This is a genomic window from Pseudomonas koreensis, assembly GCF_025447595.1.
Taxonomy (GTDB): Bacteria; Pseudomonadota; Gammaproteobacteria; order Pseudomonadales; family Pseudomonadaceae; genus Aquipseudomonas; species Aquipseudomonas koreensis_H.
In genome coordinates this window covers 89,598-114,578 of sequence record NZ_JAOEJU010000005.1, presented here as the reverse complement: position 1 = coordinate 114,578, position 24,981 = coordinate 89,598, and the positions used below count along the sequence as shown (strand labels likewise).

The 24,981-nt window shown below is 60.7% G+C and carries 17 protein-coding genes and 2 tRNA genes; 4 read left to right on the top strand and 15 right to left on the bottom strand.

Annotation, left to right across the window (positions count from 1 at the left end; genetic code table 11):
* Positions 1–23: 23 nt before the first annotated feature.
* The 9 genes from N8H71_RS09270 to rnr form a co-directional block, all read right to left on the bottom strand.
* The gene (locus N8H71_RS09270; protein ID WP_262193741.1) at positions 24–3,299 is read right to left on the bottom strand and encodes a DUF2126 domain-containing protein; all 3,276 of its coding nucleotides are present in this window, start codon (positions 3,297–3,299) and stop codon (positions 24–26) included.
* Positions 3,300–3,511: 212 nt separating this feature from the next.
* Positions 3,512–5,815: a YgiQ family radical SAM protein gene (locus N8H71_RS09265; RefSeq protein WP_262193740.1), complete on the bottom strand. Its 2,304-nt coding sequence runs from the start codon at positions 5,813–5,815 to the stop codon at positions 3,512–3,514.
* Between the two features lie 112 nt (positions 5,816–5,927).
* Positions 5,928–7,325, bottom strand: a complete 1,398-nt coding sequence (gene dnaB, locus N8H71_RS09260) for a replicative DNA helicase (RefSeq protein ID WP_262193739.1) — start codon at positions 7,323–7,325, stop codon at positions 5,928–5,930.
* Positions 7,326–7,445: 120 nt separating this feature from the next.
* Positions 7,446–7,892, bottom strand: coding sequence for a 50S ribosomal protein L9 (gene rplI / locus N8H71_RS09255; RefSeq protein ID WP_003186385.1), 447 nt, complete (start codon positions 7,890–7,892; stop codon positions 7,446–7,448).
* Positions 7,893–7,911: 19 nt separating this feature from the next.
* Complete coding sequence (locus N8H71_RS09250; protein ID WP_262193738.1) at positions 7,912–8,802, bottom strand: hypothetical protein; 891 nt, start codon at positions 8,800–8,802, stop codon at positions 7,912–7,914.
* A gap of 36 nt (positions 8,803–8,838) precedes the next feature.
* Positions 8,839–9,069, bottom strand: a complete 231-nt coding sequence (rpsR, locus tag N8H71_RS09245; protein ID WP_002551829.1) for a 30S ribosomal protein S18 — start codon at positions 9,067–9,069, stop codon at positions 8,839–8,841.
* A 28-nt stretch (positions 9,070–9,097) separates the two neighbouring features.
* Entirely contained in the window at positions 9,098–9,523 is a 426-nt protein-coding gene (rpsF, locus tag N8H71_RS09240; RefSeq protein ID WP_085685143.1) for a 30S ribosomal protein S6, read from the bottom strand.
* A gap of 309 nt (positions 9,524–9,832) precedes the next feature.
* Positions 9,833–10,600: a 23S rRNA (guanosine(2251)-2'-O)-methyltransferase RlmB gene (gene rlmB, locus N8H71_RS09235; RefSeq protein ID WP_207984862.1), complete on the bottom strand. Its 768-nt coding sequence runs from the start codon at positions 10,598–10,600 to the stop codon at positions 9,833–9,835.
* Complete coding sequence (gene rnr, locus N8H71_RS09230) at positions 10,597–13,227, bottom strand: ribonuclease R (protein ID WP_262193737.1); 2,631 nt, start codon at positions 13,225–13,227, stop codon at positions 10,597–10,599. The genes rlmB and rnr overlap by 4 nt, the downstream gene beginning before the upstream one ends.
* Positions 13,228–13,452: 225 nt before the next feature.
* Between rnr and N8H71_RS09225 the strand changes: the two genes are divergently transcribed.
* The 4 genes from N8H71_RS09225 (at position 13,453) to N8H71_RS09210 (ending at position 16,575) form a co-directional block, all read left to right on the top strand.
* Positions 13,453–13,539: transfer RNA gene (locus N8H71_RS09225), tRNA-Leu, on the top strand.
* Between the two features lie 181 nt (positions 13,540–13,720).
* Positions 13,721–13,807, top strand: a tRNA-Leu gene (locus N8H71_RS09220).
* A 192-nt stretch (positions 13,808–13,999) separates the two neighbouring features.
* Positions 14,000–15,010: an extracellular solute-binding protein gene (locus N8H71_RS09215; protein WP_262193736.1), complete on the top strand. Its 1,011-nt coding sequence runs from the start codon at positions 14,000–14,002 to the stop codon at positions 15,008–15,010.
* Positions 15,010–16,575, top strand: coding sequence for an ABC transporter permease (locus N8H71_RS09210; protein WP_262193735.1), 1,566 nt, complete (start codon positions 15,010–15,012; stop codon positions 16,573–16,575). The genes N8H71_RS09215 and N8H71_RS09210 overlap by 1 nt, the downstream gene beginning before the upstream one ends.
* Positions 16,576–16,617: 42 nt before the next feature.
* Here the strand turns inward: N8H71_RS09210 and N8H71_RS09205 are convergent, their stop codons facing one another.
* The 6 genes from N8H71_RS09205 to hflX all read right to left on the bottom strand — a co-directional run bounded on the left by N8H71_RS09205 (position 16,618) and on the right by hflX (position 24,974).
* A complete protein-coding gene (locus N8H71_RS09205; protein WP_262193734.1) occupies positions 16,618–18,552 on the bottom strand; it encodes a methyl-accepting chemotaxis protein in 1,935 nt (644 codons plus the stop codon).
* 140 nt (positions 18,553–18,692) lie between these two features.
* Positions 18,693–19,982, bottom strand: coding sequence for an adenylosuccinate synthase (locus N8H71_RS09200; protein WP_027921980.1), 1,290 nt, complete (start codon positions 19,980–19,982; stop codon positions 18,693–18,695).
* A gap of 54 nt (positions 19,983–20,036) precedes the next feature.
* Positions 20,037–21,224, bottom strand: coding sequence for an ATP phosphoribosyltransferase regulatory subunit (locus N8H71_RS09195; RefSeq protein ID WP_262193732.1), 1,188 nt, complete (start codon positions 21,222–21,224; stop codon positions 20,037–20,039).
* Between the two features lie 313 nt (positions 21,225–21,537).
* A complete protein-coding gene (hflC, locus tag N8H71_RS09190; protein WP_262193731.1) occupies positions 21,538–22,407 on the bottom strand; it encodes a protease modulator HflC in 870 nt (289 codons plus the stop codon).
* Positions 22,407–23,576 (bottom strand): FtsH protease activity modulator HflK, encoded by a 1,170-nt coding sequence (gene hflK, locus N8H71_RS09185; RefSeq protein WP_039766653.1) that lies wholly within the window; start codon positions 23,574–23,576, stop codon positions 22,407–22,409. Before hflK ends, hflC begins: the two co-directional genes overlap by 1 nt.
* A gap of 96 nt (positions 23,577–23,672) precedes the next feature.
* Complete coding sequence (gene hflX / locus N8H71_RS09180) at positions 23,673–24,974, bottom strand: ribosome rescue GTPase HflX (RefSeq protein ID WP_262193730.1); 1,302 nt, start codon at positions 24,972–24,974, stop codon at positions 23,673–23,675.
* Positions 24,975–24,981 lie beyond the last annotated feature (7 nt).

Below are 24,981 nucleotides of genomic sequence, written 5' to 3'. Positions count from 1 at the left end.
AAAATCCGGGCGTCGTGCCTGATTCAGAAACGTCGTAAATCGAGTGTCATCGGTAGTTCGTCGTTCGTTTCGACATTGGGTATCGTAAGTTTCCCCGGCGTATGTCCGATGCGGAAGAAACGCGCCATACGCCGGCTCTCTGCTTCGTTGGCGTTGACCGGCAGCGTTTCGTAATTGCGTCCGCCCGGATGCGCGACGTGGTACTGGCAACCGCCCAAAGAGCGTTGCATCCAGGTATCGAGCAGGTCGAACACCAGCGGTGCGTGCACCGGGATCGTCGGTTGCAGGCAGTTGGCCGGTTGCCACGCGCGGAAACGCACGCCGGCGACAAACTCGCCCACCCGCCCGCTCGGTTGCAGCGGCACCGGGATGCCATTGCAGGTCAGCAGATAACGCTGCGGTGGCATCCCCGTAAGTTTGACCTGCAAGCGCTCCAGCGATGAGTCGACGTAGCGCACCGTACCGCCCGCCGCACCCTCCTCGCCCAGCACATGCCAGGGTTCAAGGGCCTGACGCAATTCCAGCTCGATACCGTTGACGGCGTAATCACCGACCTTGGGAAAACGAAACTCAAGGTGCGCCGCGAACCATTCGGCGCGCAGGGGATAACCGGCGTTGTTGAGTTCGACGATGACGTCGGCAAAGTCCTGCTCGATAAAATGCGGCAGCAGGAAGCGATCGTGCAGCTCCGTGCCCCAGCGCACCAGTTTCGGCGGCGCATAAGGCTCGCGCCAGAACCGCGCCACCAGCGCCCGCAACAACAGCTGCTGAGCCAGGCTCATGCGCGCATGGGGCGGCATCTCGAACGCACGCAACTCCAGCAGACCGAGGCGCCCGGTGGCGCCATCCGGTGAATACAGCTTGTCGATGCAGAACTCGGCGCGGTGAGTGTTGCCGGTGACGTCGATCAGCAGATTGCGCAGCAAGCGATCCACCAACCATGGCGCGCACTCTTCTCCGGGCGCAGGCATTTGTGCGAAGGCGATTTCCAGCTCGTACAGCGAATCGTTGCGCGCTTCATCGACTCTCGGTGCCTGAGAGGTCGGGCCGATGAACAGGCCGGAAAACAGGTAAGACAATGAAGGATGGTTGTGCCAGTAGCTGATCAGGCTGCGCAGCAGATCCGGACGACGCAGAAACGGTGAATCACCCGGTGTCGCGCCGCCGAGCACGAAATGGTTGCCGCCACCGGTGCCGGTGTGTCGACCGTCGACCATGAATTTCTCGGTGGACAGTCGGGTCTGGCGCGCTTCTTCGTACAGAAATTCGGTGCGTTCGACCAACTCGTCCCAGGTCGCCGACGGCTGCACGTTGACCTCGATCACGCCGGGATCCGGGGTGATGCGGAAATTGCTCAGGCGCGGATCGCTCGGCGGCTCGTAGCCTTCCAGCAATACCGGGCAATGCAGCTCCTCGGCGGTGGCTTCGATGGCGGCCACCAGTTCCAGATAATCCTCGACCCGCTCCAGTGGCGGCATGAACAGATACAACCGGCCTTCCCGGGCCTCGGCGCAGAACGCGGTGCGGGTCAGCCAGTCGGCGGACTCGTCGATCTCAGGCACACGTTCGTCCGCCGGAGCGGGCTCGCCGTGTTCGTTGAGCTGCGATGTTTCGGGCAGCTCGGGGAAATCCTGATTCGGATCGTTTGGATGAATGAACGGATACTCCGCGGCCTTCACCCAGGGCTGCGAGCCCAATGGCAGGCGATAGCCGAGCGGCGAATCTCCCGGCACCAAGCGACAATGCTCATCGCGCAGATACCAGCGACCGCTCTGCCATTGATCGCCCTTGGCGGTGCGCGCCAGCGGCAGCACCTGACCGATGACCTTGTCCAGCTCCTGACTGAATACCTTGCGCAGCCGTGCACGTTCCAGTGGCTCCTCCAGACGCGAGTCTTCGGCGCTGACGTTGCTCGGCAAGGCGCCTTCGCGCCAGAGGTAGTAGAAATTGTCTTCGTAGGCCGGGAAGACGAAGCGTGTCGGCAGTTTCAGGCGTTCGGCGACACTCGCCAGAAAGCGCCCGGCCAGTTCACCCGTGGCGCCGTAATCCTGCTGCTCGTCGGCGATCAACGCGTTGTTGTGCCAGATCGGCACGCCGTCGCGGCGCCAGTAGCAATTCAGCGACCAGCGCGGCAGCTGCTCACCCGGATACCACTTGCCCTGACCAAAATGCACCAGCCCCTTCGGTGCGTAGTGCTTACGCATGCGCTGGAACAGTTCGGCGGAGAGCCGGCGCTTGTCCGGGCCCAGTGCGGCGGTGTTCCACTCGGCGCCATCGGGGTCGTCGATGGACACGAAGGTCGGTTCGCCGCCCATGGTCAGGCGCACATCGCCTTCCAGCAGATCGGCATCGATCTGCCGACCCAGCGCCTGGATCGCCAGCCACTGTTCATCGGTGTAGGGCTTGGTGACCCGCGGTGCTTCCCAGATCCGCTCGACCGACATTTCGTGGCTAAACTCGCACTCGCAAGGCTCCACCAGACCACTGATCGGCGCCGCCGAGGACGGATCGGGACTGCAGGCCAGCGGGATATGTCCTTCCCCGGCGAACAGTCCGGAGGTCGCATCGAGGCCGATCCAGCCGGCGCCGGGCAGATACACCTCGCACCACGCGTGCAGGTCGGTGAAGTCCACTTCGGTGCCGGACGGGCCGTCGAGGCTTTTCACGTCGGCGGTCAGTTGAATCAGGTAACCGGAGACGAAACGCGCCGCCAGCCCGAGATTGCGCAGCAGTTGCACCAACAGCCACGCCGAATCGCGGCAGGAGCCGGAGGCGTGTTCAAGCGTGTGTTCCGGGGTTTGTACGCCCGGCTCCATGCGAATCAGGTAATTGATGTCTTCGCTCAGACGCTGGTTGAGCGCCACCAGGAAGTCCACGGCCGGCAGCGGCGTGCGGTCGATGGCGTCCAGATAGGCCTTGAATTTCGGCGTCAGCGGCAGGGTTTCGAGGTACGGCGCCAGTTCTTTTCGCTCATCGGCGGCGTAGGCGAAGGGGATTTTCTCGGCGTAGGGTTCGAGGAAAAAGTCGAAGGGGTTGAACACCGCCATCTCGGCCAGCAGATCGACCTCGATCCGCAACTCGGCGGTTTTCTCGGGGAACACCAGCCGTGCGAGGTAGTTGCCCTGAGGGTCCTGCTGCCAGTTGATGAAGTGCTGCTCGGGCGAGACTTTCAGTGAATAAGACAGAATCCGCGTGCGGCTGTGGGCAGCCGGGCGCAGACGCACGATCTGCGGGCCGAGTTCGACAGCGCGGTCGTAGCGGTAATGCGTGACGTGATGCAATGCGACATGAATCGACACGGCGTGCCTCCTGCGAGCCCAAGCGTATTCGAAAGCGCGCAAGACTTATGCCATGCAGAGGCTTGGGCGCTTTCCCGGAATGCTTAGGGCAGTACAGCACCAAAATCGGGCGACGCGGTGAAATGGTTTGGCACAGTTGCACGCAAATGTTGCGAGGCACAACGCAAAACGCCAACCCGAAGGTTGGCGTTCTGTTTTGACTCTAGTGCGTTTTAGCGCGGAACGACCGGCTTGCGTGCCGGTTTCGGCCCTTTGCCTTTCGCCGCTTCCTTGCGCTCCTTGGCGGCCTGCTGGTTGCGGGCGAATGCCGCGGCCTTGGCCTGTTCACGTTTGTCCCACGGATTGCCGCCGTCGCTGGCGCGCGGTGGCAGACCGGTGTGCTGGGTGAGGATCTTGGTGGTCTTCTCTTTCGCGACCTTGTGGCTGCCGGCCGGTGTCGAGTTCTTGCGACGGGCACTCTGGTAGCTGTCGGTGGCCGGCTGATGCAGCGGGATCAACTGATCCTTGCCCGGCCCAATCAGATCACTACGCCCCATGCGCTGCAGAGCTTCACGCAGCATCGGCCAGCCTTTCGGATCGTGATAACGCAGGAACGCCTTGTGCAGACGGCGCTGCTCCTCGCTCTTGACGATGGTCACGCCGTCGCTCTTGTAGGTGACCTTGCGCAGCGGGTTCTTGCCCGAGTGGTACATCGCGGTGGCGGTGGCCATCGGCGACGGATAGAACGCCTGCACCTGGTCGGCGCGGAAGCCGTTACCCTTGAGCCACAGCGCCAGGTTCATCATGTCTTCGTCTGTGGTGCCCGGGTGCGCGGCGATGAAGTACGGAATCAGGTACTGCTCTTTCCCGGCTTCCTTGGTGTACTTCTCGAACATGCGCTTGAAGCGATCGTAGGTGCCGATCCCCGGTTTCATCATCTGGTTGAGCGGACCTTCCTCGGTGTGTTCCGGGGCGATCTTCAGGTAACCACCGACGTGGTGGGTCACCAGCTCCTTGACGTACTCCGGCGACTCGACCGCGAGGTCGTAACGCAGGCCGGAGGCGATCAGGATCTTCTTCACACCCGGCAACGCACGGGCGCTGCGGTACAGCTGAATCAGCGACGAGTGGTCGGTGTTCAGGTTCGGGCAGATGCCCGGGAACACGCAGGACGGCTTGCGGCACGCGGATTCGATTTCCGGGCTCTTGCAGGCGATGCGGTACATGTTCGCGGTCGGGCCGCCGAGGTCGGAAATGACGCCGGTGAAACCCGGCACCTTGTCGCGGATCTCTTCGATTTCGCGAATGATCGACTCTTCGGAGCGGTTCTGGATGATCCGGCCTTCGTGCTCGGTGATCGAGCAAAAGGTGCAGCCACCGAAGCAGCCACGCATGATGTTCACCGAGAAGCGGATCATGTCGTAGGCCGGGATCTTTTCCTTGCCGTACGCAGGATGCGGAACACGTGCGTAAGGCATACCGAACACGTAGTCCATTTCTTCAGTGGTCATCGGAATCGGCGGCGGGTTGAACCAGACGTCGATCTCGCCATGCTTCTGCACCAGCGCACGGGCGTTACCCGGGTTGGTTTCCAGGTGCAGCACGCGGTTGGCGTGGGCGTACAGGACCGGGTCGTTACGCACCTTTTCCATCGACGGCAGGCGGATCACGGTCTTGTCGCGGGTCATTTTCGGGCTGGCCAGGATCTGCACGACCTTGGCTTCTTCCGGGTCATCAACCGGGCCCTTCTCCTGCTCGATTGCGCAAGCCTGAGTGTCCTGGGTGTTGACGTACGGGTTGATGATCTTGTCGATCTTGCCCGGACGGTCGATGCGCGTGGAGTCGACTTCGTACCAGCCCGCTGGTGTATCGCGACGGATGAACGCGGTGCCGCGCACATCGGTGATGTCTTCGATCTTGTGACCGTAGGACAGACGCTGGGCGACTTCGACAATTGCACGCTCGGCGTTACCGTACAGCAGAATGTCGGCGCTGGCGTCGATCAGGATCGAATTGCGCACGCGATCCTGCCAGTAGTCGTAATGGGCGATGCGACGCAGGGAGGCCTCAATGCCGCCGAGCACGATCGGCACGTGCTTGTAGGCTTCCTTGCAGCGCTGGCTGTAGACCAGGCTCGCACGATCCGGACGTTTGCCGGCCATGCCACCGGGGGTATAGGCGTCGTCGGAGCGGATTTTCTTGTCCGCGGTGTAGCGGTTGATCATCGAGTCCATGTTGCCGGCCGCGACGCCGAAAAACAGGTTCGGCTCGCCGAGCTTCATGAAGTCGTCTTTGGACTGCCAGTTCGGCTGCGCGATGATCCCGACGCGGAAGCCTTGCGACTCCAGCAGCCGGCCGATGATCGCCATGCCGAACGACGGGTGATCGACGTAGGCATCACCCGTAACAATGATGATGTCGCAGGAATCCCAGCCAAGCTGATCCATCTCCTCCCTGCTCATCGGCAGGAATGGCGCCGGCCCGAAACATTCGGCCCAGTATTTTGGATAGTCAAATAACGGCTTGGCTGCTTGCATGTCGATGACCGGTGTTGAGGTGCAAAATCGCGGGCGCGGAATATAGCACAAAAAATGACCAATTCCGACGGCTGTGGTCGGAAATATCAGGGGCTTTCAGACGACGACGGACTTACTCGTCGTCGTCGAAGTTATAGCTGCCCGGCGCGAGGTTTTCGAAACGTGTGTACTTGCCGATGAAGGCCAGGCGGATGAAGCCGATCGGACCGTTCCGCTGTTTGCCGATGATGATTTCGGCGATGCCCTTGTGTTCGGTTTCCGGGTGATAAACCTCGTCCCGGTACACGAACATGATCACGTCGGCGTCCTGCTCGATCGCTCCGGATTCCCGCAAGTCGGAGTTCACCGGGCGCTTGTTGGGACGTTGCTCCAGGGAACGGTTGAGCTGGGAAAGGGCAACCACCGGGCAGTTGAATTCCTTGGCCAGGGCTTTCAGGGATCGGGAGATCTCGGAAATCTCGTTGGTCCGGTTGTCACCGCTGGAGCCAGGGATCTGCATCAACTGAAGGTAGTCGATCATGATCAGGCCGACATCGCCATGCTCACGCACCAGGCGCCGGGTACGGGCCCGCATTTCCGACGGGCTGATACCGGCGGTGTCATCGATGAACAGCTTACGATCGTTGAGCAGGTTGACCGCCGAGGTCAGGCGCGGCCAGTCATCGTCTTCGAGCTGGCCGGAACGCACCTTGGTCTGGTCGATGCGACCGAGCGACGAGAGCATACGCATGATCAGCGATTCACCTGGCATCTCGAGGGAGTACACCAGCACCGCTTTTTCGCTGCGCAGTACGGCGTTTTCCACCAGGTTCATCGCGAAGGTGGTTTTACCCATCGATGGACGGCCGGCGACGATGATCAGGTCGGCCGGTTGCAGGCCGCTGGTTTTCTCGTCGAGGTCGGTGTAGCCAGTGGATAGGCCCGTGATCGCGTCGGCGGTGTTGAACAGGGTGTCGATGCGGTCGATGGCCTTGGTCAGCAGTTCGTTGACGCCTACCGGGCCGCCGGTTTTAGGCCGGGCTTCGGCAATCGCGAAGATCTGCCGCTCGGCTTCGTCTAGGATCTCCTCGGCGGTGCGGCCTTCGGGGTTGAAGGCGCTGTCTGCGATTTCGGTGCTGATGCCGATCAGTTGGCGCAACGTCGCACGCTGGCGGACGATCTGCGCATACGCCTTGATGTTGGCGACGGACGGTGTGTTTTTGGCCAGTTCGCCGAGGTAACCGAGGCCGCCAACTTGAGAGGTCTGACCTTCCTTGTCCAGTTGTTCGGCAAGGGTCACGACGTCGATCGGCGAGTTCTGATCGGCCAGTTTGGCGATCGCACGGAAAATCAGTCGGTGGTCATGCCGGTAAAAATCGCCGTCGGAGACTTGATCGAGCACGCGTTCCCAGGCGTTGTTGTCCAGCATCAAACCACCGAGCACGGCCTGTTCGGCCTCGATGGAATGCGGCGGCACCTTCAGCGCGGCGGTTTGCAGATCGTATTGCTCAGGAGCGGAGATTTCGTTCATGGCCACTTGTTTTGTTTGGAAATGCAGGAGTTACAGAAAGACAAAGGGCACGACCTGTAAACAGGATCGTGCCCGATGTTAACCGTCTGACGGACAAGCCGCCAGCCGATCAGGTGTTGCTTAAGCTGCTACCACGACAACGCGTACGGTGGCTTCAACTTCGGCGTGCAGGTGCACAGCCACGTCGAATTCACCCACGTTGCGGATGGTGCCGTTCGGCAGACGAACTTCGCTTTTCGCAACTTCAACGCCGGAGGCGGTCAGTGCGTCAGCGATGTCGTGAGTACCGATCGAACCGAACAGCTTGCCTTCGTCGCCAGCGGTGGCAGTGATGGTCACTTCCAGCTCGGCCAGTTGGGCAGCACGGCTTTCAGCCGATGCTTTACGGTCTGCGGCGGCTTTTTCCAGCTCAGCGCGACGCTCTTCGAACGCAGCCAGGTTGGCAGCGGTCGCAGCGGTGGCTTTGCCGAAAGGCAGCAGGTAGTTACGGCCGTAACCGGCCTTAACGTTTACTTTGTCGCCCAGGTTGCCCAGGTTGGCGATTTTTTCCAGAAGGATCAGTTGCATGTGGAAATCCTCTTAACTTTTAACCTTCACCGTTCGCGTTATCGGTGTCTTTCGACACCCGACCGCGAAAATCAATCAGGCTGTCGACAATGGCCAGAACCACGAGCAACGGATAGATCAGCTGCATGAACAGCAACAGCGTCACGTACAACCCCACCAGCCAGAAACCGGCCAGTCGCCTTTGCGCCACCAGCCCGTGAATCAGGGCCAGCCCGGCGAACACCAGCGGTACACTGCACAACGGCGTCAACATGGCCATCTGTGCACCGAGATTCGGGCCCAGAAGCATCAACGCCAGCAGTAACATTGCCAGCCCCAGCGGGATCCGGATGGCGCGAAACTCGCGACCAAAACCACCCGGGTTGTACAACAACGCCTGCCAGTAACGCCCGACAATCAGGCTCAGCACGCTGACGATCTGCAACAAGGCCGCAATCAGGCCGGTCAGGACCGGTGCGATCAGCGACGCGAAACGCGCCTGCTCGTCTACCGACAAATGTTGGTAGGCATCACCGAGAAGCGCGGGCATGACCTTTATCAAGGCCTGCGCCAGCATCTCGATCTGGGGCGCAAATGCCGCCCCGAGCACCACTGAAAACACCAGCCCCATGGCTACGCTGACCAGCAGCGTACGAACCCAGGACTCGCTTGCGCGCAACACCAGCGCAAGCCCCGAAGACCCCAGCAGCACCAGAAGCGCCCGTGGGTCATCGGCATACAACCACCAGATCAATGCCGGCAGCAGTCCCAGCGACACGACGCCCAAGGCGTCGGTCAATCCGCGCCGCAGAAGCACCAGGCTTCCGGCGGCAGCACCCAGCCAATACAACAACGGCAATGTTGCACACCCGGCCACTACAAGAGTGGCCTGCATACGGCCGCGCATGATGAACTCAGCTAAGGCACGCATGCATTCAATCCTTTGCTACTTGTCGACTGCCCGGTCTCAGCGGCCGTGGCTGTCGGTGTAGGCCAGCAGGGCCAGGAAGCGGGCGCGCTTGATAGCGGTGGCCAGCTGACGCTGATAACGAGCTTTGGTACCGGTGATGCGGCTTGGAACGATTTTGCCGGTCTCGGATACGTAGGCTTTCAGAGTGTTGAGATCTTTGTAATCGATCTCTTTCACGTCTTCAGCGGTGAAGCGGCAGAATTTACGACGACGGAAGAAACGTGCCATTTGATAGGCTCCTTAAAAGGTCCGTGGATTACTCGTCAGCGTTATCGCTGTTGTCGCTGTCATCGCTGTCATCGCCATCGGCGCTGCCATCGTTTTCAGGACGTTCGCGACGCTCACGGCGCTCACTGCGGTTTTCTTCAGCCTTGAGCATCTCGGACTGGCCGGTAACGGCTTCGTCACGACGGATGACCAGGTTACGGATCACAGCATCGTTGTAGCGGAAGTTGTCTTCCAGCTCGGCCAGGGCCTTGCCGGTGCACTCAACGTTCAGCATCACGTAGTGAGCCTTGTGAACATTGTTGATTGCGTAGGCCAGTTGACGACGGCCCCAGTCTTCCAGACGGTGGATTTTGCCGCCGTCTTCTTCGATCAGCTTGGTGTAACGCTCAACCATGCCGCCGACTTGCTCGCTCTGGTCAGGGTGGACCAGAAAGATGATTTCGTAATGACGCATGAATGCTCCTTACGGGTTGTAGCCTGCCGCTCAAAAACGGTCAGACAAGGAGTGAATGACACTTATGGACTTGCTGGCTCGGGGCACATGCATGCCTGCCGCCACAGCAAGGGGCGCAATTGTAGAGAAGGGACTGAAGAGGTGCAAGGCAATTGGTGATTATTTGAACAGTCACCGAAATTTTGCCCCGCCATAAAACGCTGTGGGAGCGAGCTTGCTCGCGAAGGGGATACATCAGGCAACATTTTTGTCGACTGACACTCCGCTTTCGCGAGCAAGCTCGCTCCCACATTTGAATCGGCGTAAGGCTTAAGCCTTTTTGGCAGTTGCCTTGGCCTTGGCACCGCGCTGGCGCTGGGCTTCGAACAGGCACACGCCAGTTGCCACGGAAACGTTGAGACTGCTGACACTACCCGCCATCGGCAAGTGCACCAGGTAATCGCAATGTTCGCGGGTCAGGCGACGCATGCCTTTGCCTTCGGCGCCCATGATCAGGATGGTCGGGCCGGTCAGGTCCTGGTCATAGATGCTGACCTCAGCCTCACCCGCCGTACCGACAATCCACAACCCACGCTGCTGGAGTTTTTCCAGGGTGCGCGCAAGGTTGGTCACGGCCACCAGCGGAATCACCTCCGCCGCGCCGCAAGCCACTTTACGCACCACAGGGGTCAGAGTGGCCGACTTGTCCTTCGGCACGATAACCGCCAGCGCACCGGCAGCATCCGCCGAACGCAGGCAGGCGCCGAGGTTGTGCGGATCGGTCACGCCGTCGAGCACCAGCAACAGCGGCGCGCCTTCGGTGCGATCAAGCAGCTCGTCGAGCATCGCTTCACCCCAGACCTGGCTCGGACTGACGTCCGCCACCACGCCCTGGTGCACGCCTTCGACCCAGGCGTCCATTTCGCGGCGCTCGGCCTGACCGATCTGAACCCGGTTTTCGTTGGCCAGTTCGATCAGCGTCTGCACGCGCGGATCGTTGCGGCTTTCGGCCAGCCAGATCTGCTTGACGCGTTTAGGGTGATGACGCAGCAACGCTTCTACCGCGTGAACGCCGTAGATTTTTTCCAACTGACTCATGACTTCGCCTTCGGTTTACGTGCCCCGCCGCTTTTGGCTGGAGCGGAACCCGCTTTTGGCGGGCCCTTGCGGTGCTTGCTCGGTTTGGCTGGCTTGCCGCCGGAGGCCTTGTCAGGCGCCGACCGCCCGGTCTTTCCCCCGGACGCCGCTTTACCACCGTTTTTGGCATCGGCCAGCAAGGCCTTCTTCATTTCACGGCTTTTGCGCAGCTCGGCGTTTTTCGCCACGGCATCGCTCGGACGATAAGCCTCAACGGCTTTTTCCTTGGCCGGGCGACGGCTGGCGGATTTTGCCGGAGCCTTCTCTTCCACAACCTTGGCGGCTGGAGCGGTTGTCTCGGTGCCACGCTTCTTGCGGCCGATCGGCGCACTGATGGTTTTTTCCGCCATCTCGAAGTCGATCTTGCGCTCGTCGAGATCGACGCGCATGACCCGCACTTCAACGGTATCGCCAAGACGGAAGCTGCGACCGGTGCGCTCGCCCGCCAGGCGGTGGTGCACAGGGTCGAAATGGTAGTAGTCGCCCGGCAACGCCGTAACGTGCACCAGACCTTCGACGTAAATATCGGTCAGTTCGACGAACAGGCCGAAACCGGTCACCGCAGTGATCACGCCCGGGAACGATTCGCCCACGCGGTCTTTCATGAACTCGCATTTGAGCCAGTTCACCACGTCGCGGGTCGCTTCGTCGGCACGGCGCTCGCTCATCGAGCACTGCTCGCCGAGTTGCTCCAGCGCTGCTTCGTCGTACGGATAGATGCGCGCTTTCGGAATGGTCATCGCACCGGCACGGCGAACGTGCGGGGTGTCCTGTTTCGAATGGATCACGCTGCGAATCGCCCGGTGCGTAAGCAGGTCCGGGTAACGACGGATCGGCGAGGTGAAGTGGGTATAGGCTTCGTAATTCAGGCCGAAGTGGCCTTCGTTCTGAGCGCTGTACACCGCCTGGCTCAGGGAGCGCAGCATCACGGTCTGGATCAGGTGGAAATCCGGACGATCCTTGATGCTGGCCAACAGGGCCTGATAGTCCTTCGGCGACGGGCCATCCTTGCCTTTGTGCAGGGACAGACCAAGCTCACCGAGGAACGCGCGCAGCTTTTCCAGACGCTCCGGCGGCGGACCGTCGTGAACGCGGTACAGCGCAGGGATTTCGTGTTTTTTCAGGAATTCGGCAGTGGCCACGTTGGCCGCCAGCATGCACTCCTCGATCAGCTTGTGTGCATCGTTACGGGTGGTCGGACGGATTTCGGCAATCTTGCGCTCGGAACCGAAGATGATCCGGGTTTCCTGCGTTTCGAAATCGATCGCGCCACGTACGTGACGGGCGGCCAGCAATACCTTGTACAGAGCGTAGAGCTGCTTCAGATGCGGCAGGACGTCGGTGTATTCACCGCGCAGCTTGCGACCTTCAGTCGCTTTAGGCGTTTCCAGCATCGCGCTGACCTTGTTGTAGGTCAGACGAGCGTGGGAATGGATCACCGCTTCATAGAAGCAGTAGTCGGTCATTTCGCCGGACTTGGAGATGGTCATCTCGCAAACCATCGCCAGACGATCGACGTGCGGGTTCAGCGAGCACAACCCGTTGGAGAGCTGCTCCGGCAGCATCGGCACCACACGCTCGGGGAAGTACACCGAGTTGCCGCGCACCTGGGCTTCGTTGTCCAGGGCCGAACCGATCTTCACGTAGCTGGAAACGTCGGCAATCGCCACGTACAGCTTCCAGCCGCCGGAGAACAGACGCAGCTTGCCGGGTTTGGCTTCGCAGTAGACCGCATCGTCGAAGTCGCGGGCATCTTCGCCGTCGATGGTGACGAACGGAAGATGGCGCAGGTCGACGCGCTTCTCTTTGTCTTTCTCTTCGACTTCCGGCTTGAGCTTGCCCGCTTCCTTCAGAACGGCCTCAGGCCAGACGTGCGGAATGTCGTAGGTGCGCAGGGCAACATCGATTTCCATGCCCGGCGCCATGTAGTTGCCGACGACTTCGATTACATCGCCTTGCGGCTGGAAGCGCGGCGTCGGCCAGTGGGTGATTTTCACCTCGACGAACTGGCCGATCTGAGCGTTGGCGTTACGGCCCGGCGTCACCAGTACTTCTTGCTGGATCTTCGGGTTGTCCGCGACGACGAAGCCGATACCGCCTTCTTCGAAGTAGCGGCCGACGATGCTTTCGTGGGCACGGGACACCACTTCAACGATCACGCCTTCGCGACGACCGCGACGGTCGAGGCCGGAAACACGGGCCAGGGCACGGTCGCCATCGAACACCAGACGCATTTGCGCCGGGCTCATGAACAGGTCATCGGAGCCGTCATCGGGCACCAGGAAGCCGAAGCCGTCACGGTGACCGCTGATACGACCGAGGATCAGGTCAAGCTTGTCCACCGGCGCATACGTGCCACGGCGGGTGTAGATCAGTTGAGCGTCGCGCTCCATGGCACGCAGGCGGCGGCGCAGGGCTTCGATCTGGTCTTCTGTGGTCAGACCAAACTCTTCGACCAGTTGCTCGCGGGCAGCAGGCGAACCCCGATCAGCAAGGTGCTGAAGGATCAGTTCGCGGCTGGGAATAGGGTTTTCATATTTTTCCGCTTCACGAGCGGCCTCGGGATCGAGGGACTGCCAATCGGCCATTAGAGAGTTTTCACCTTGTCTATATGCGGGTTAGTTTGGCATAGGCGCCATCAAACGGGAAATTTCCGACTATATAAGACGCGCCTGGAGCCTTGTATCGACGCCTGGAGGGCGTTTTGAACACCGCTGGTAAAAAAAATCATTTTTTTCGCTGGCAGGGGTTTACAGTTAAAAAGGCGCTCCGTATAGTGCGCGCCATCGACGACGTACACACGTTGACGAGATGCCCAGGTGGTGAAATTGGTAGACACGCCAGCTTCAGGTGCTGGTGACCTTACGGTCGTGGAAGTTCGAGTCTTCTCCTGGGCACCAATTTCGAGTTTGAGACTAGATCAGTTTCAAGACTCACACCAAAACCCGCGAAAGCGGGTTTTTTGCATTCTGCGCCCCGCCTTTTTCTGAAAATGATTTATTAAAATCAAATCAGGGGTTTACAGATCAAAAGGCGCTCCGTATAGTGCGCCACATCAACAGCGGCAACGCTGAAGATGAAGCCCAGATGGTGAAATTGGTAGACACGCCAGCTTCAGGTGCTGGTGACCTTACGGTCGTGGAAGTTCGAGTCTTCTTCTGGGCACCAATTCAAATTCAAGGTCACGATCTTGAATCTCACAAAAACCCGCGAAAGCGGGTTTTTGCGTTTCCGGGATCTGGAAAATCCTGAAACCCAACGCCTACCAGACCCACCTCCTCCCCGCAAGGCGCACTTGAGAAACAATATCGTTTATCATTGTTGCAAGTTTTTGCAATGCGACAGTGAGGAACCCTGCGAATGATGTTTCGAAATACCCTGCGCCGCGGCTTGACCTTCACCCTGCTCGGCCTGGCACTCGCCACTCCCCTCACCCAGGCTGCCGATGCGGTTTCCCTGACTCTCTACAACGGTCAACACAAGGAAGTCGGCGACGCGATCGCCAAAGCCTTCGAAGCCAAGACCGGCATTCACGTCAACGTGCGCAAGGGCAGCAGCAATCAGCTGGCCAGCCAGATCATCGAAGAAGGCGACCGCTCCCCTGCCGACGTCATCTATACCGAAGAATCCCCGCCGCTGAACAACCTCGGCGAGCAAGGCCTGTTGGCCAAGGCCGACGACGCGACCCTGGCCGTTCTGCCGAAAGAATACGTCGCCGGCAACGGCACCTGGATCGGTGTCACCGCCCGGGTTCGTGTGGTCGCGTTCAACCCGAAACTGGTCGATGAAAAAGACCTGCCGAAATCGGTGCTGGATTTCGCCGACCCGCAGTGGCAAGGCAAGGTCGGTTTCGTACCGACCAGCGGGGCTTTCCAGGAACAAGCCGTAGCCATCATCAAGAAACACGGTCGCGACGCCGCCGAAGAATGGCTAACTGGTCTGCGCGCCTTCGGCAAGACCTACAGCAATAACATGGTCGCCCTCAAGGCTGTGGAAAACGGCGAAGTCGCCACCGTGCTGGTGAACAACTACTACTGGTTCGCCCTGCAACGGGAAAAAGGCCAGCTTGATTCGAAACTGCATTACTTCACCGGCGGCGATGTGGGCGGCCTGATCACCGTATCCAGTGCAGCCGTGCTGAAATCGAGCAAACATCCAAAAGAAGCCCAGCAATTCCTCGCCTACATGGCCAGCGAAGAAGGCCAGCGCGTGATCACCCAGACCACCGCCGAATACCCGCTGCATAAAGGCATGGAATCGGATCGCGGCCTCAAGCCGTTCAGCGAACTGGAAGCACCGGACGTCACGCCAGCCGATCTCGGCAATGCCGAAGAAGCGCTGGAGCTGGAACGCGAAGTTGGCCTGAACTGATGACCGCATCGTTATCCGCCCCCGCTACACGCGGGGGTTACGTGCCACGGCGCAAGCGGCCGTCGATCTGGCTGGTGCTGCCGGTGTTGTTGCTGGTGGTCATGAGCCTGTTGCCGCTGGCCTATGTCGGGCTCAAAGCCTGGCAGGCCGGCTGGTCCGAGGCGCTTCACTTGCTGTGGCGCCCGTATGTGTTCGGCCTGCTGCGCAACACGCTGGCGCTGATGGTTGGCGTGACCGTGACCTGTGGCGTGATCGGCCTGTCACTGGCGTGGCTGCTGGAGCGCAGCAATCTTCCGGGCCGACGGCTGTGGGGCGTGATTCTGTGTTTGCCGTTCGCTGTACCGGCATTCGTCAGCAGCTTTACCTGGGTTTCGCTCAGCGCGCAGTTCGAAGGACTCGGCGGGGCGATTCTGGTAATGAGCCTGTCGAAGTACCCACTGATCTTTCTGCCGGTCGCGGCAACCCTGCGCAATCTCGATCCCTCTCTTGAGGAATCGGCTCGCACGCTGGGCCAGAATCGCTGGGGCGTGTTTTTCCGCGTCACCCTGCCCCTGCTCTGGCCTTCGCTGCTGGCCGGCTCGTTGCTGATCGCATTGCACATGCTCGTGGAGTTCGGCGCACTGTCGATCATTGGTCTGCAAACTTTCACCACCGCGATCTATCAGCAATTCGAACTGGAATTCAGCAATGCCAATGCGGCGATGCTGTCGGCGGTATTGCTGGCGCTGTGCTTGATGCTGTTGTGGCTGGAGCTGCGCGTTCGCGGCAAGGGCCGTCATGTGCGCACCGGCCAGGGCGCGGCGCGTCGGGCTGAACAAGTGCGACTCGGGCCTTGGGCGATCGCCGGTCAGTTGTACTGCCTGATGCTGGCGATTGTCGGCAGCGGGATTCCGCTGGGCATGCTGGCTTACTGGCTTGCCGTGGGATCGTCAGCAGCCTTCCCGGTGGCAGCAATCACCGAAGCATTGCTGTCGTCGCTGGCGCTATCGCTGGGTGGTGCGGGATTGTGTCTGGTGCTGGCAGTGCCGGTCGGGTTGCTGGTGGTGCGCTACAAAGGCCAACTGGCGATCTGGGCCGAGCGCCTGCCCTATCTGCTGCACGCCCTGCCGGGATTGGTGATCGCGCTGACGCTGGTGTATTTCGCCCTGCATTACGTGCCGGCGCTGTACCAGACCTCCGCGCTGTTGCTGATCGCCTACGCGCTGCTGTTTCTGCCGCTGGCTCAGGCGCCGATCCGCACGGCGCTGAACAAGGCCGCACCGCAACTCGAAGAAGCCGCCCGCACTCTGGGAGCATCTTCGTTCACGGCATTCTGCCGAGTGACCCTGCCGATCATCTTCCCGGCACTTGGCGCGGCGTTTGCGCTGGTGTTTCTGGATGCCATGAAGGAACTGACGGCGACGTTGCTGCTGAGCCCGACCGGGCTCAACACATTAGCGACCGAAGTCTGGGCGCACACCGCGAATGTCGAGTTCGCAGCCGCTGCGCCTTATGCGGCGTTGTTGATTGTGGTGTCGGGATTGCCGGTGTATCTGCTGACAACCCGGATGTATCTGAGCCGATAAAAAAAATCGCAGCCGAGGCTGCGATTTTTTTTGCCTGTCACATCAAGCCCGGAACTGCCCGAGACTGGCCTTGAGCTGCGCCGCCAGACCATCCAGAACCTTCCCGCTGGCCGTGGTCTCGACCACCGCCTGAGCAGCTTTCTCGGCCTGGGCATGAATCGTCTCGACGCGCCCACGCACAGCCTGCGCGCCCTGCGCCTGATGCGCCGCTGCCTGAGTCGCCAGACCAATCGCCGCATGCACCTGCTCGACCGATGCCTGCACCGACTGCTGCAACCGCGCGCTGTCACGCAGCACCAGCAAACCTTCGCTGGCCTGACGCCCGGCCTGACCGATCGCCTCCACCGCCTCACGGGCGCCCTGCTGCAAGGCCACGATGTGCGCCTGAATATCGCCGGTGGAGCTTTGGGTCTTGCTTGCCAGCGCCCGCACTTCATCCGCCACCACCGCAAACCCGCGACCGGTCTCGCCGGCTCGGGCCGCTTCGATGGCGGCGTTGAGCGCCAGCAGGTTGGTCTGCTCGGCGATGCCGTGAATCACGGTCAGCACCACTTCAATCTGCTCGCTCTGCTGCGCCAGCCGTTCGATGACTTTCGCCCCTGTGTCGACTTGCCCCGCCAGCGCCTCGATCAGGCTGCCGACCTTGGCCGAGGTGCGAGTGTTCTCGTCGGTGGCCTGGCGAATATCCACCACCTGCTTCAGCGCCGCCTGCATCGCATGGCTTTCCGATTGCGCTTCGTCGGCCATTTGCGAAAGCGCCCGCAAACTTTCGGCGACTTCATCACGCTGCATTCCAGCCGCCGCATCGGCACCGGCATTACGCAGGGTCATCGCACCGATTTCCACACCGGTACGCTGAGCCACATCCCCGGCCTCGCGCACGATCGGTTGCAACTTGTCCACAAAACGGTTGACCGCCGAAGCCATGTCGCCGATTTCGTCCTTGCTGTTGATCTGCACGCGCTTGGTCAGATCGCCCTCGCCTGCTGCCAGATCATCCATGGCGGCGTTGAGCATTTTCAGGCGATTGACCACTCGATGACCGAGCACCACCGCCAGCAGCAACAGCACCCCGGCACCTACCAACGCAAGGCCCATGCCGATGCGCCAACGCAGGGTTGCGGCAGCGTCCTGCACGGTACTGGTGGTGTTGGCCTTCATCTCGGCAGCCGTGGACTGCGCCGATTGCAGGCGCGCACGCATGGCGGTGGCGCTGTCGGCAGCGGCACCCTTGAGGCTGTCGCCGACCAATTGATCACTGCTGGCAATCAACGCCGCGAAGCGCTGATCGAGCGCCGCGAGATCGGTTTCAACCGAAGCGGTGGAAACGCCCATCAGCACCTTGCCGATTTCCACGCCATTGGGATTGATCGAGGCTTCGAGGTAGTAGACCGACGGATCGTTCTTCGCCGCATCCAGCACTTTATCCAGCGCCCGCTCGCCCTGGCCTTTTTCCAAAAGGGCCTTATTGATCGGGTTTTCGCGATTGAGGTAGCGGGTCAGATGCTGGCCTGTGGCGTCGTCATACACCACGAACAGCACGTTGGGATTGCGCTGGGCCCGGCGGGCGAATTCGGACAGGGTCGGCACGTCGCTGTCCCACATGGCGCGAGGCGCCACCGAGGCCAGCAACTGGGCCATGTCATTGGCCGAATCCTTCAGGTCTTTTTCCAGAGTCGCACGCAGCTGCGCCTGCTCTTCCTTCAGACGCGAGGAAAGACCGGCGGTAAGACGCTGACGGGTACTTGAGGAGAGATTGTCGAGGCTCGACGTGACTTCACGCCCGGCCTGCCCCAGCTCACCGGACAACTTCTGGCTGTCGGCGCCCAGGCGAGTGCCGAGATCGGCTTCCAGCGCAGTGACGGTGCTCCGCGTCAGGGCGACGGCCACCAGCACTTGCACCAAAAGGGCGATACCAAGGGTAACGAACACAGGCCGCAACAAACGGCTTTGTAACAGTGAGAGAACGGCTGACACTTTGAATCCCTCTACTTCTGACGCCATTAATTTGATGGCACTCTTGTAGACAGAATCACAGCAAAGGTCATGCCGTCCAACAGGCATAAACGACAAAGGCCCCGATGAAGGGGCCTTTGTGTTTTTACATCAACGACTTATCAAGCGAACGGATGACGCAGAACGATGGTTTCGTTGCGATCCGGACCCGTCGAAATAATGTCGATCGGCGCGCCGATCAACTCTTCAACGCGTTTGATGTAGGCACGAGCGTTGGCCGGCAGCTCTTCCAGGGTTTTGGCGCCCACGGTCGATTCGGTCCAGCCCGGCACTTCTTCGTACACAGGCTGAAGGCCCACGTAGCTGTCAGCGTCAGTTGGAGCAACGGCGTTGCCTTGCGCATCTTTGTAGCCGACGCAGATGTTGATGGTTTCCAGGCCGTCGAGTACGTCCAGCTTGGTCAGGCAGATGCCGGAGATGCTGTTCACATCGATAGCGCGACGCAGGATAACGGCGTCGAACCAGCCGCAACGACGGGCACGGCCGGTGGTAGCACCGAACTCGTGACCTTGCTTGGCCAGGTGCGCACCGACTTCGTCGAACAGCTCGGTCGGGAATGGACCCGAACCTACGCGAGTGGTGTAAGCCTTGGTGATGCCCAGGATGTAGTCCAGGAACATCGGGCCAACGCCCGAACCGGTCGCCACGCCACCAGCAGTGGTGTTGGAGCTGGTCACGTACGGGTAGGTGCCGTGGTCGATGTCGAGCAACGAACCCTGGGCGCCTTCAAACATGATGTCTTTGCCGGCGCGACGCAGGTCGTGCAGCTCGGCAGTCACATCCAGCATCAGCGGCTTGAGCAGCTCGGCGTATTCCTTGCACTCGGCCAGAGTCTTTTCGAACTCGATGGCAGGCTCTTTGTAGTAACCGACCAGCATGAAGTTGTGGTAGTCCACCAGTTCACGCAGCTTGTCTTCAAAGCGCGGCATGTTGAGCAGATCGCCAACACGCAGACCGCGACGTGCAACTTTGTCTTCGTAAGCCGGGCCGATGCCGCGACCGGTCGTACCGATCTTCAGCTCGCCGCGGGCCTTTTCACGGGCCTGGTCCAGCGCCACGTGGAAGGACAGGATCAGCGGGCAGGAAGGGCTGATGCGCAGGCGCTCGCGCACCGGTACGCCTTTCTCTTCCAGCTTGGTGATCTCGCGCAGCAGGGCGTCAGGTGCAACCACCACGCCGTTGCCGATCAGGCACTGCACGCCTTCGCGCAGCACGCCCGACGGGATCAGGTGCAAGACGGTTTTTTCACCGTCGATCACCAGAGTGTGACCGGCGTTGTGGCCACCCTGGTAGCGCACTACGGCGGCAGCATGTTCGGTCAGCAGATCAACGATCTTGCCTTTGCCCTCATCACCCCATTGGGTGCCCAGGACTACGACATTCTTACCCATAACACTTGTCCTCATTCGCGCAAACTTGGTGCCGGCGTCAGCCGGCAGGAAAACTCAAGAAGCCAGTGGCGATACTTGCCAAAGCCCGTTCTGCTGGATCAATTGCCGGTCGCAGTCCGCATCACGGGCGGCGGCCAAAGGTTGTCCAGGCAATGCCTGAACGACACGCTGACCCTCACTGCGCAACTGGCAAACCTGCTGCCAGAGTGCCGCATCCGTACTGTCAGGCATCCAGATACCGCCAGACGGTAGCTCGATCTCAGCACGCCCCAGGGTCACCAGGGTTTTCAAATCGGTGGAGAAGCCGGTGGCCGGACGGGCGCGACCGAAGTCGGCGCCGATGTCGTCGTAGCGACCGCCCTGGGCAATGGACTGGCCAACACCCGGCACGAACACCGCGAACACCACACCGGTGTGGTAGTGGTAGCCGCGCAACTCGCCTAGATCGAAGTACAGCGGCAGCTCCGGGAAGCGCACCGACAGACGCTCGGCGATCGCCAGCAAATCTTCCAGCGCCGCCAGTACCGGCGCCGGCGCATTGGCCAGACGCTCGCGGGCAGCGGTCAGTACTTCACGGCCGCCGCACAGGCCGACCAGCGCGCGCAACATGCCAGACAGATCGGCCGGCAGGCCTTCGGTCAAGGTAATGACCTCATCGATGGCTTTGCGTTGCAACGCATCGAACAGTTGTTGCTCAACCTCACCCGACAGACCGGCCGCCTGGGCCAGACCGCGGTAGATGCCGACATGACCGAGGTCCATGTGCACATCCGGCACATCGGCCAGTTGCAGCATGGCCAACATCAGGCTGATGACTTCGACGTCGCTGCTCGGGCTGGCATCGCCGTACAACTCGGCGCCCAACTGGATCGGGCTGCGCGAGGACGACAAGGCACGCGGCTGGGCATGCAGCACGCTGCCGGCGTAGCACAGACGGCTCGGGCCTTCGCGACGCAGGGTGTGCGCATCGATGCGCGCCACTTGCGGCGTGATGTCGGCACGGAAACCCATCTGCCGGCCCGATTGCGGGTCGATGACCTTGAAGGTACGCAGATCCAGGTCCTGGCCCGCGCCGGTCAGCAGGGATTCCAGGTACTCGATATGGGGAGTCACGACAAACTCGTAACCCCAGCTCTGGAACAGATCCAACACCTGACGACGCGCGACTTCAATGCGCGCCGCTTCCGGTGGCAGTACTTCTTCGATGCCATCTGGCAGCAGCCAGCGGTCTACCGTTGCCATTACGCCATTCCCCTTAGATCCGGGCGGCCAGCCCGAGGGCGAGCCTTGAGTGAAGCAGAAAATGACCGGCCCGTTCAAAACGCACGCGCATGAACGACGCGGCGAAAGGCCTGTTACCGGCTTCGCCCATCACTTTCCTCGAAAAACTGTCGGGCCATTCAACCCGATCTTCTGCAACAAAAACAGCAATCAAACGTGCAGACGCAAAAAAGCCGGGAATTTCCCGGCTGCCGCATCATACACACGTTTTCCCAAAGGATCACCCCGCCCGAGGTTTTAGCCGCCGGGCGGACTGATTCAGGTCAACGTCGTATCAAGGCTTGGCCTTCTCCAGATACTTGAAGAAGTCGCTGCTTGGGTCGAGGACCATGACGTCGGATTTGTTCGCGAAGCTTTCACGGTAGGCACGCAGGCTACGGTAGAACGCGTAGAAATCCTGATCCTGGCCGTAGGCCTTGGAGTAGATCGCAGCGGCCTGGGCATCGCCATCACCGCGAACCTCTTCGGATTCACGATAGGCTTCAGCCAGCAGCACGCGGCGTTGACGATCAGCGTCGGCACGGATGCCTTCGGCCAGCTCGTTACCCTTGGCGCGGTGCTCGCGAGCTTCACGCTCACGCTCGGTGCTCATACGTTCGAACACACTGCGGTTCACTTCTTTCGGCAGATCGATGGCCTTGACCCGGACATCGACCACTTCGATACCCAGCTCTTTTTCCGCCATCTTGTTCAGCGACGCGGTGATGTCAGCCATCAGCGCATCACGCTCACCGGACACTACCTCGTGCAGGGTGCGCTTACCGAACTGGTCACGCAGGCCCGATTCCAGACGACGGGACAGACGCTCGTCGGCAATCTGCTTGAGGCCGGACGTTGCGGTGTAGAAGCGCTCGGCATCTTTCACGCGCCACTTGGCGTAGGCATCGACCATCACGGCTTTCTTTTCCAGCGTCAGGAAGCGTTGTGTCGGTGCATCCAGCGTCATCAGACGTGCGTCGAATTTACGCACCTGGTTAACGTAAGGAACCTTCACATGCAGACCCGGCTGAACGTCAGCCTGAACCACGCGACCGAATTGCAGCAACACCGCGCGCTCGGTCTGAGCGACGATGTAGAAGCAGTTCCAGCCAACCAGTACCACAACAACGCCAACGATCAGGGCGATCAGCGATTTATTGCTCATCAGCGGGTCTCCCTTGTGCGCGACTGCGGCACGTCAGTGACATGCGGCGTGACGTCCGTGTTGTTGCTGGCGGCAGCCGAACCGGTGACCGGTGCATTGCTGCCCGAACTGTTCTGAATCATTTTGTCCAACGGCAGGTAAAGCAGGTTGCTCTGGCCGTTCTTGTTGCCGGTCACGAGTACCTTGCTGGTGCTGCTGAAGACTTCCTGCATGGTGTCCAGATATAGACGCTGACGAGTGACCTCGGGCGCCTTGCGATACTCGGCGACCAGTTTGGTGAAGCGATCTGCCTCACCCTTGGCGCGCGAGACCGTTTCATCACGGTAACCGTTGGCATCTTCAAGGATACGCTGGGCTTGACCACGGGCTTCCGGCACCACGCCATTGGCGTAGGTTTCAGCCTGGTTGCGCGAACGCTGCTCGTCTTCACGGGCGCGGATCACGTCATCGAAGGCTTCCTGCACTTCACGCGGTGCCGCTGCGCTCTGTACGTTGACCTGGGTGACGGTGATACCGGTGCGATAGGTATCGAGGAAACGTTGCAGACGCTCCTTGATCTCGCTGGCCATCAGTTCACGACCTTCGGTCAGCACCTGGTCCATCGCGGTGGAACCCACCACATGGCGCAGCGCACTGTCGGTCGCATGTTGCAGGCTGATTTCCGGCTGGTCGACGTTCAGCACGAAGTCCTGCAGGTTGCTGATCTTGTACTGCACGGTCAGCGGCACTTCGACGATGTTCTCGTCTTCGGTCAGCATCTGGCCCTGCTTGGTGTAGGCACGCTCACGCGTGACGTTCTCCATGTACTTCTTGTCGATCGGCGGGAAGTAGATGTTCAGGCCGGGACCGACAGTCTCGTAGTACTTGCCGAAGCGCAGCACCACGGCCTGCTCCTGCTCGTCCACGACGTACACCGCACTGTACAGCCAGACGGCCGCCAGCACGACAAGGCCGATGCCGAGCAGGCCGCCGAAGCCGCCGCTCTTGCCCGAACCACCACCGTCATCACCGCGTTTTTTTCCACCACCGAACAACCCGTTCAGGCTTTCCTGCAGCTTTCGGAAGGCCTCGTCGAGATCCGGCGGCCCCTTGCGGTCGCCGTTGTTGCGACGCTTGCCACCCCAAGGATCCTGATTGTTCGAGTTGCCACCCGGCTCATTCCAAGCCATAGCGCTCTCCATCTGATAAAGCAAAGACGCACCCACGGCGCGCCGACCAATGCTACAGAATGCCTGCCGTTGCGGCACAACCGCTTTGCCAGGCTTTTATTGCAAAGTGTGTTGCTCGATGAACTCCGTCGGCACAACGCCTTCACGACTGACCAGTCGATTGAGCTCCGAGCGTGGCAATCGAACGGCCAGCAAGCTGACCCCTTCTTCGTCGTGTTCTTCTTTCTGTACCGCGCCCAGCTCAAAGAACTGCGCACGCAGGCGCGCGAACCGCTGAGGCAGGCGCAAGGTTCCCACGAACAGGTCACTGCCCAACAACTCGGCAATCGCCTGCTCGAGCAATTCCAGACCGGTGCCATCACGCGCCGACAGCCAGACCCGCTGGGGCTTGCCGTTTTCATCGCGCTGGATTTGTGGCTCAACGCCTTCAAGCAAATCGAGTTTGTTATAGACCTCGAGGATCGGCAAGTCCTGGGCACCGATCTCGCCCAGCACCACCATCACCTGCTCGATCTGCAACATGCGATCCGGTTCGGCCGCATCGATCACGTGCAACAGCAGGTCGGAGTTGCTCGACTCTTCGAGCGTAGACCGAAATGCCTCGACCAGTTTGTGTGGCAAGTGCCGGATGAATCCCACCGTGTCGGCCAGGACAATCGGCCCCAGGTCGTCCAGATCCAGACGGCGCAGGGTCGGGTCGAGCGTGGCGAACAACTGGTCAGCCGCGTACACCTCGGACTTGGTCACGTTATTGAACAGCGTGGACTTGCCGGCGTTGGTGTATCCCACCAGAGACACGGTCGGGATATCCGCACGCGAGCGGCCACGACGGGACTGTTCGCGCTGGCTGCGCACTTTTTCCAGCCGGCCCTTGATCTGGCGCAGGCGAACCCGCAGCAGTCGCCGGTCGGTTTCGAGCTGGGTTTCACCCGGGCCACGCATGCCGATACCACCACCTTGACGCTCAAGGTGAGTCCAGCCGCGAACCAGCCGGGTGCTCATATGGTCAAGCTGGGCCAGTTCTACCTGGAGCTTGCCCTCATGGGTACGGGCGCGTTGGGCGAAAATATCGAGAATCAGACCGGTACGGTCGATCACGCGACACTCGAAAACACGTTCGAGGTTACGTTCCTGACTGGGCGTGAGGACGTGATTGAAGATCACAAGATCGGCTTCTTCAGCCTTGACCAGGTCGCGCAGTTCCTCGACCTTGCCGCTGCCAATCAGGTATTTGGCGGTTGGCCGATGACGCGGCACGTTAAAAAACGCAACGGTCTCGGCGCCAGCCGAATTTGCCAGTTCCTGAAACTCCTGCGGATCTTCGCGCGCCTCAGGGTCCTGTCCATCCAAGTGAACGAGGATGACTCGCTCACCACCACCGTGGCGCTCAAAGAACAAAGGAGAC